General features: G+C 55.1%; 11 protein-coding genes. 6 read left to right on the forward strand and 5 right to left on the reverse strand.

The annotated features are described in order from the left end of the window. On the reverse strand, window positions 1-230 hold a 230-nt coding region (locus WBC85_RS10595; RefSeq protein WP_424436478.1), incomplete at its 3' end, for a hypothetical protein. Between the two features lie 63 nt (window positions 231-293). Between WBC85_RS10595 and WBC85_RS10600 the strand changes: the two genes are divergently transcribed. The 6 genes from WBC85_RS10600 (at window position 294) to WBC85_RS10625 (ending at window position 3811) form a co-directional block, all read left to right on the forward strand. Then, a complete protein-coding gene (locus WBC85_RS10600; RefSeq protein ID WP_424436481.1) occupies window positions 294-602 on the forward strand; it encodes a hypothetical protein in 309 nt (102 codons plus the stop codon). A 252-nt stretch (window positions 603-854) separates the two neighbouring features. Next, window positions 855-1097: a hypothetical protein gene (locus WBC85_RS10605; protein WP_424436484.1), complete on the forward strand. Its 243-nt coding sequence runs from the start codon at window positions 855-857 to the stop codon at window positions 1095-1097. A gap of 14 nt (window positions 1098-1111) precedes the next feature. Then, window positions 1112-1447 carry a DUF3768 domain-containing protein gene (locus WBC85_RS10610; RefSeq protein WP_424436487.1) on the forward strand — a complete coding sequence of 112 codons (336 nt, stop codon included), beginning with the start codon at window positions 1112-1114 and terminating at the stop codon, window positions 1445-1447. A gap of 378 nt (window positions 1448-1825) precedes the next feature. Then, complete coding sequence (locus WBC85_RS10615; RefSeq protein ID WP_424436490.1) at window positions 1826-2155, forward strand: plasmid mobilization protein; 330 nt, start codon at window positions 1826-1828, stop codon at window positions 2153-2155. Continuing rightward, window positions 2152-3435, forward strand: coding sequence for a relaxase/mobilization nuclease domain-containing protein (locus WBC85_RS10620; protein ID WP_424436493.1), 1284 nt, complete (start codon window positions 2152-2154; stop codon window positions 3433-3435). Before WBC85_RS10615 ends, WBC85_RS10620 begins: the two co-directional genes overlap by 4 nt. Then, window positions 3416-3811, forward strand: a complete 396-nt coding sequence (locus tag WBC85_RS10625) for a hypothetical protein (protein ID WP_424436496.1) — start codon at window positions 3416-3418, stop codon at window positions 3809-3811. Before WBC85_RS10620 ends, WBC85_RS10625 begins: the two co-directional genes overlap by 20 nt. Before the next feature lie 90 nt (window positions 3812-3901). On the opposite strand, the gene WBC85_RS10630 is transcribed toward WBC85_RS10625, so the two are convergent. The 4 genes from WBC85_RS10630 to WBC85_RS10645 all read right to left on the reverse strand — a co-directional run bounded on the left by WBC85_RS10630 (window position 3902) and on the right by WBC85_RS10645 (window position 6616). Then, complete coding sequence (locus WBC85_RS10630) at window positions 3902-4150, reverse strand: hypothetical protein (RefSeq protein WP_424436499.1); 249 nt, start codon at window positions 4148-4150, stop codon at window positions 3902-3904. Further along, a complete protein-coding gene (locus WBC85_RS10635) occupies window positions 4150-4803 on the reverse strand; it encodes a division plane positioning ATPase MipZ (RefSeq protein ID WP_424436502.1) in 654 nt (217 codons plus the stop codon). The genes WBC85_RS10630 and WBC85_RS10635 overlap by 1 nt, the downstream gene beginning before the upstream one ends. A gap of 116 nt (window positions 4804-4919) precedes the next feature. Beyond that, on the reverse strand, window positions 4920-5507 hold the full coding sequence (locus WBC85_RS10640; protein ID WP_424436505.1) for a hypothetical protein: 588 nt from the start codon (window positions 5505-5507) through the stop codon (window positions 4920-4922). A gap of 59 nt (window positions 5508-5566) precedes the next feature. Further along, the gene (locus WBC85_RS10645; RefSeq protein WP_424436508.1) at window positions 5567-6616 is read right to left on the reverse strand and encodes a replication initiator protein A; all 1050 of its coding nucleotides are present in this window, start codon (window positions 6614-6616) and stop codon (window positions 5567-5569) included. Between the last annotated feature and the right edge of the window lie 485 nt (window positions 6617-7101).

Consider the following 7101-nt stretch of genomic DNA (forward strand, 5'->3'; position numbering starts at 1 on the left):
TCCTCCAGCTTGATGCGTTTATCCGCACGTTTACCGGCTTCCTGAGCTTGCTCCATTCTATCCATCGAATTGCCTAGGCTTTTGTCGATGTATGCATCTGTCGGGCGTGGTACGTTCGCGCCTCCAATCGATTTGTCTTTCAGGAAGGTTCGTTCTGTTTGGGCTTCTTTCTGTTTGGCCATTTCCTCACGGAAGATCGCATCTTCTCGGGATTGGCGCTCATCAGTCATTTTGTATATCTCCCGTTAGGTGTGCTATAATATTGTTTTTAAACAGATATATAGGTGATAATATTGAACATAGATGAAATTAGAGAGCATATGATCGAAGCTGAGAACGACGCGCGGTTTATTGATGCGCTAGACCCCGCTCTTCGTGAATTGGCCGCTAGTGGTATGAGCCCTTACATGATTGCTCTCGAATTGCTCGACCTGTCGGCCAAGGTTGTCCTCACAAGCCTACCGAATGAAGAGTTTGGTTTCTATGGGAAATATTTGGGCAAAGTTTCCGCGCGGATCGAGCGAAATGCCGTAGCCAAGGAAGACGCCATTCGAAGCCTTACATCATCCATCGATGGTTGGGACTTGCGAGAGTTGAGCTAACGACTGCCGCCTTACAAGATGGTTTCTACCTCTGCAGGCCTTTCTTCTCCGTTCTGAGCCAGCCCAATCCAGCCAGCTTCATGCGTTCTATCGGATGCGCCGCGTGACGGGCTTAGGCCCTCGCGTCAATGGCCTGCCCGCCCCACCGGCTGCGCCGCCGTGTTGGCCATGACCCGCACGGCTTGAACGATCCGACTTCTCCGACCGCATCGGCTGGAATGAACCAGCCCAGAGACGAAAAGGAGAAATCCCATGACAAATAGAAACCAAAACTTCCCGCTTTACCGCGTGTCGTTTTCACGGATCACAGGGCAGGACGAACAGGGGCGCGACGAGCTTGCTCGGCCCAAGGAGATCGGCGCAGTGTGGCCCCGCAAGGGCGACAAGACCGGCGGCATCCTTCAGCTTGATATCATCCCCATTGAGCTGACACAGCGCCAGGGTGTGATCTTTCTTGTCCCCGTGGACAGCGAAAATCAGGGAGGTGTGCGATGAATCCCTGCCCTTCCATGGCCGATCAGAACGATCAGTTTCGTTCTCGCCTTGGCACACCGGTTTTCGGCACAGACCTTCTCGGCCGGTTTGTATTCACCCCAGGGATCGACGCGCTCGCGCCTGAGGTGCAGATCGACATCTGGTTTCTGGTCCGAGACTTCGACGCCTTCACCGAGGACAACGATCCTTATGGCGAGCACGATTTCGGAGCCATCGACCACCCAATCGCGGGCAAGGTGTTCTGGAAGATCGACTACTACGATCCGTCCTTCACCATGGGCAGTGAGGACCCGTCCGACATCGCACAGACGCGCCGCGTCCTGACCGTGATGCTCGCGAGCGAATACTAGCGCCCTTCTCTAACCTGTAGGATTCAGCCTCTTTTCGAGGCTGAGTTCGCCGTTAGGCGAACGTGCTTTTGGCAACCCCCTCAAAGTTCTGGAAAATGTTGGAGGTTTATGGTAAACATTCACAATAAGTAGAGTAGCCAGATATGTTTTTGTGTCACGGAAATAAATTTCCGAGCCCCAAAAACTCGACGCAAGTGCGTCGATCTGGTCAGGATTAGGGGGGTCTCTTCCCACCCCCCTCCTGAACCAAACCCCAGGGCTAAAGCCGCGTGCAGAGCACACGGCTCGCCAAGGGCAGACGATCATCGTGAACCGATATCGCGCCCTCGGCGGCATGCCCCACCAGGCAAGCGGAAACGCTTGCGGCTGAGAGGAGCCATGGCACGACCGAAGAAACCGACGAATGACAAACGCGCGCAGTGGATCAAAGCGCGCGTTTCGCCTGCCGAACACGCAGAAATTCTTCTGCGCGCGGCTGGGGCGAGTTTGTCGTCGTCAGAGTTTCTTCGCCGTGCCGCCCTCTCCACCGAGGTGGTGGTGCAGCAGGGCGCATCAGCAGATTTTGAGACCGTCGATCAGCTTCGCCGGATCGGGGTCAATCTCAACCAGCTTGCGCGCGTGGCCAACAAGACCGGCTACATGCCGGACGGCCTTGAGGAGGCGTTGGCCAAGGTGGATCAGCTTCTCGACAGGATGATCGAGCTATGATCCCCCGCGTCGGTCCTGGGGGAGCCTCCTTCCAAGGTGCAGGGCTCTATTATCTGCACGATAAAGATGCCCTCACCTCCGAGCGTGTTGCCTTCACGCACACGCTCAACACCCACACCGATAGTCCTGATCGATCGCTGAAGGTGATGGCGTGGACGGCTATGCATCAGAGCGAGCTGAAGCAGGCCGCAGGCGTTGTGGCGACGGGACGGAAGCTTGAAAAGCCCGTCTATACCTACAGCCTTGCCTGGGCGCAGGACGAGACCCCTTCCCGTGAAGAAATGGTCACGGCCGCGCAAGACAGCCTGAAGGCGCTTGGTATGGAGGATCAACAGGCGGTGCTGGTCGCGCATAACGACACGCAGCACCCGCATATCCATGTGATCCTCAATCGTGTTCACCCCGAAAACGGCAAAGCCGCCAGCACGTCGAAAGACCATCTGAAGCTTTCGAAATGGGCGGAAGGCTATGAGCGCGGCCAGGGAAAAATCCGCGTTCAGGCACGGGTGAACCACAATGCGCGGCGTGAGAAAGGCCAGTTCGTCAAGAACGAGAACATCACGCGCGAAGAGTATGATTGGGTCAAGCAGCATCGCTCGCTTGATCCAAACGACATCAGAGAGGCCAGGAGCGCCCGACAGACGAAGGAAGCGGCAGAGCTGAAGCAAACCTTCACCCGTCGCCAGAACCGCCTTGAGGCGGCTCTGAGGCGCGAATACGCCCGCCCCCGTGCCAAGCTCGACAAGGCGATAGGCGCGACGGAAGAACGGATCGGCAAGAAGGGGCTGTTTCGGAGCTTGGTGCGTAAGCTCACCGGAGCTGAGAAACGGGACCAACGCAGCCTTGAAAGCCTGAAGACTTCGCGTGAGCGGATTGAGGCGCGCATGGACGAGCGCCGCGACGAGCTGAAACAAGGCTATGCGCGAGATTGGGAAAAGATGGAGCGCAGGCATGCAGCTGAGCGGATGCGCGATGAACGCTTGATCGAGAGGAAACGCACTGAAGGATCACGCGGTCGCGCGGGGGAAGTTGCTCGGAAGTCGTTCCGTGTTCGGGCCGGGGCCGACACGGCAGGTCTGGTCCCTGCCCCATCAGATCGTAACCGCGCCGCCAGGGCACTCGATAAAGTCGCCAAGAAGGCGGATTCCGATGGCGGCGAGAAAAGGCGCGAAGTTTCGGAAGATCGGATTGACCGCGCCAAGCGCCGCGCTGAAGGGGCGAAACGTAGCCGCAACCGGCCGAGGAACAAAGATCGCGGCAATGGGTTTGAGCGCGATTAGTGCAAGGCGCTATAGCGCCTTGCATGCAAGCATGCTTGCACTAAATTTAGCTAGCCCGCCGAACACTTTGGATCACCCCCCAAATATTGCAGCCAGTACCAGACAAAAAGCGAAAAAAATTACTATTCTCGTTAAAGATTTCTTAGGTGATCCGGCAAATAAAAATTTTCCTGATTTAGAGGTTTTTTCTGGTTCTAAATTTGTCGCATTGCAGAATCTACAAATCTTGGCTGTTTTCTGGATTGTTTCGCCGCACATTGGGCATGTTCGTTCCTTTCTTCTTTTTGCAATATCGTCAAATCCAGCCCCAAGAAGTGCCATGCTACCTATGAATAAAACGATCCCGCCAAATATTACCCAGCCCATTTGGTTATAAGTCCCTTATCGTATCGTTTTGGGTTAGTGTTATTGTGCTAAGCTAAGACGGCAGAGCAAACATCGCCAGCCTTCTTGCATGCAAGCATGGTTACATGTTTTGCGCTTTGTAAGCTTTCCACATTTTCAGGAAGAGCTGCTTCTTCGCCCCATGGCTGAAGCCGTACTCCCTGCCCGCCTGTTCGCTGAATTCTTCGAACACCGTGACAGGCACACGCACTTGGAGCGGTCTTTCCGCGACCTTCTCCGCGCGCGTGTCTTGCAAGATCACTTCAGGCGCAGCGTCCACCGCAGGCGGTGCGCCCTTATTGCTTTTGAGTTTGGTGATGTTCGTAGCCATTACGCCACCTGCCTTTCGTGAAGTTCCGCCATCTTGTCGATCACGCTTTGCGCCAGCTTCGACGCGCGCTCGTTCAAGGTGCGAAACGAGGTTTCGGTAATGGCCTTGCCTGCGTCCGACGCCGATCCGTAGGCCGTCGAGACGCCAACTTCGCCTTCGAGGACGTGATACCCTGCTTGCATCAGATATTGCCGTGCGGCAGCGTTCTCACGCTCGCTCCCTGTCGTCTTGAACATGGCAAAGGCGATCTTGTCGATCGGGATGCCCTTCTTGCGCAGGGCATGCGCCAGCACCACGCCAGGATGCAGATCATCGACGGTCTGGCCTGTCGGGATCACCACGAGATCGGCAGCTTGCGCAATCTCGGCGGTCTGATCCGAGGCGTTCGGCTTGCCATCCAGGATCAGCGCGTCAAAGCGCGGGGCTTCTGCAAGCGCCGTCTTCACCGTGGCGAAGCTCTGCACCTGAAGCTCAGGCGTGACCCCCCCTTCGGCGCGCCGTCCTGCCCAATGGGTGCAGGTCTGTTGCTGTGTGTCGAGGTCTGCGATCTTGGTGGACAAGCCACCGGCGACGAATTCTCGCGCCATCATGCGGGCGAGGGTGGATGTTCCGACGCCGCCTTTCTGGGATACCATCCCGATAATGTAAGTCATGTTTGCTGCTCCTGGTCGCTCAACCATTGTTTTTTTCATCATGCTAGCATGATTTGGTGAGATGCGCCAAGCAGGCATGCGTGTTTTCCACAAAGGCGCGTTGCATGCAAGCATGCTTACGATGGGTCGGTGCTTTCCATCTCTCTTTGAAGTTGGATCAAGTCGCGGTGATCTTTTCGCCAGGCAATAACCATTGCTGAGAATGACCCGATAATACCAACAACACCGACCCAAAACGGAAGTCCAAAAGCTGCACTCTGAGAAATAGAAAACTGTTCACGCAACGCTTCAACCTTCTGAGTATAAAGCGCTTCCATTTGTATAACTTGCGTTTCTAAGTCCGCGTGAGCGTCGGCGACCCTTTGACTGTTCGCCGAAATGTCTGTAATAAGTACATCGACTTGCTCTAAAGCTTGGCCAGCCCGAAATAGGGCTTGCGCATTATTTGCATGGGCAGCAATTGCCGATTTTAAGCTTGCGATACGTCTGTTTGCTTCTGCAATTTTTTGACGCGCTTCAATAATTTGTTGATCGGTAGTGGGGGCAGGTGATGATACAGTATTTCCTGATGCTGTTTGAAGAGTATCCAACAATTTAGCGATCTGTTGTTGAGATTGAACCGTGTAAATCATGAAGGCGACAACTAGGATAGCGCTGATTAAACCCATAACGAGGCCAGTATTGAAGAGTGTTTTACTACGCATCAGCTTTCCCCAATATGAGTGTACCTAATGCCACAATGCATGATTGCATGCAAGATGACTTAGCGCTTGTAAGCCCCGCGCTTCTTGCAAAAGGCGAGGAAGTGCTTGTCAGCATCTTTGACCGTGATGCCCTTTCCGATCACCCATGACCGCCACTCTTCCTCAAGATGGTGCATGTCCCAGCCTGGGGCGAGGCGGCGCGCTTGGTCATGCGTGTCGGAGTCGAGCCGCAATGACGAGAGCGGCAAGGGCAGGGCGCTTTGAAACGTCTCCTTCTTCGGACGGATAATCACAACGTCCTCTTCGATCGTGAAGGTGTAGTCGGGCATGTGATCGTGCTGTTCATCATCTTCGATGATCTTGCCGAGCAGGCGGCGAAACTCTTTTACCGTCGAGTTTGACCCGCACTTGTCGCGCAGCAGCTCAAGGCCAACCTTCCAGATGGCTTGCGCCCCGCAATGCTTGCGCGCGATCTCGTAGAGGCGGCGCTCCAAGGGCTTTCTCAGAAAGAAATACTGCCTGTTGAGCGTCAGAACATTGTTGTTCTGAATCGCGTCGAACACCCAATCGGACAAGGTGATCTCGACATCGAGCATGCGCCCGTCACGGGTTTCCTTCACGATCTCAGCCGAGTCGACCAGGCTGAAGACCTTGAAGTATTCTTTGCCGCCTTGCTTGAGGTTGGTTTCGATCTGCGTGCCTTGCAGGCGGCGCAGCGCGTCCTTCAGGAGCTCATAGCCGCGCCCCGAGGTCTGGCGGTTGGTGGCCACGAGAAGATCATACGCCTTGAAGCGCAGGCTTCGATGCACCTGACGGCCTTCGTTCAGCGCCGCCATGCACTGACTAATGCAGTAGATCAGCACGTCGCGATCATGGACAGTGGCCAGCCCGTGCCGAGACGGTGAGACTTCGATGAAATTCTCTCCGCGCGTGTACTTGCGCGGGTTCATATCAGGCTTGGTGGATAGCGTGAAAACAGGGTGCTCCATCGAGGCCATATCGCCCTTGGGAACAGCATCCACGATGTCACAGACAAACAGATCACGCTGCGGATGACGATCGGGCAGGAGCGGCGATCGGGCAGGGAGGGCAGCGCTGTCATTCGTCATTTCACACACCAGCTTTCGGCAAAGGGTTCGTCACTTCACACACCAGAAGTAACTATCGTCATTTCACACACCGCGCGTCAAGATTCGTCACTTCACACACCGTCTCAGCCTGTGGATAACTTGGCAAGCCTTTCGTCACTTCACACACCAACTATCGTCACTTCACACACCGTCTTTCGTCACTTCACACACCGATTTCGGAAAATCAGCCCGATTCAACATGGTTTATCAAATGGTTATCGACCGCGCGGAATCCTGTAACTCTATATTAACTCTATATAACTCTCTCACAGCTCTTCGAGCTGCTTCGAAAAGGCATCGGCCTAGTCGGCCGATAACCTATATGCGCCCCTTCGCCCCTATGGGGCGAACCCGCGCCCCCCCACCACAAAAGAGGCTTCAGGACTCACCAAAAGCAGATACGCAAATCGGAGAGGCATCCTTGCTTTCATGAAGCCCTAAGACCATCACGAACCCCGCTGCAA

It is taken from the genome of Planktotalea sp. (genome assembly GCF_049680325.1).
In the GTDB taxonomy this organism is placed as follows: domain Bacteria; phylum Pseudomonadota; class Alphaproteobacteria; order Rhodobacterales; family Rhodobacteraceae; genus Planktotalea.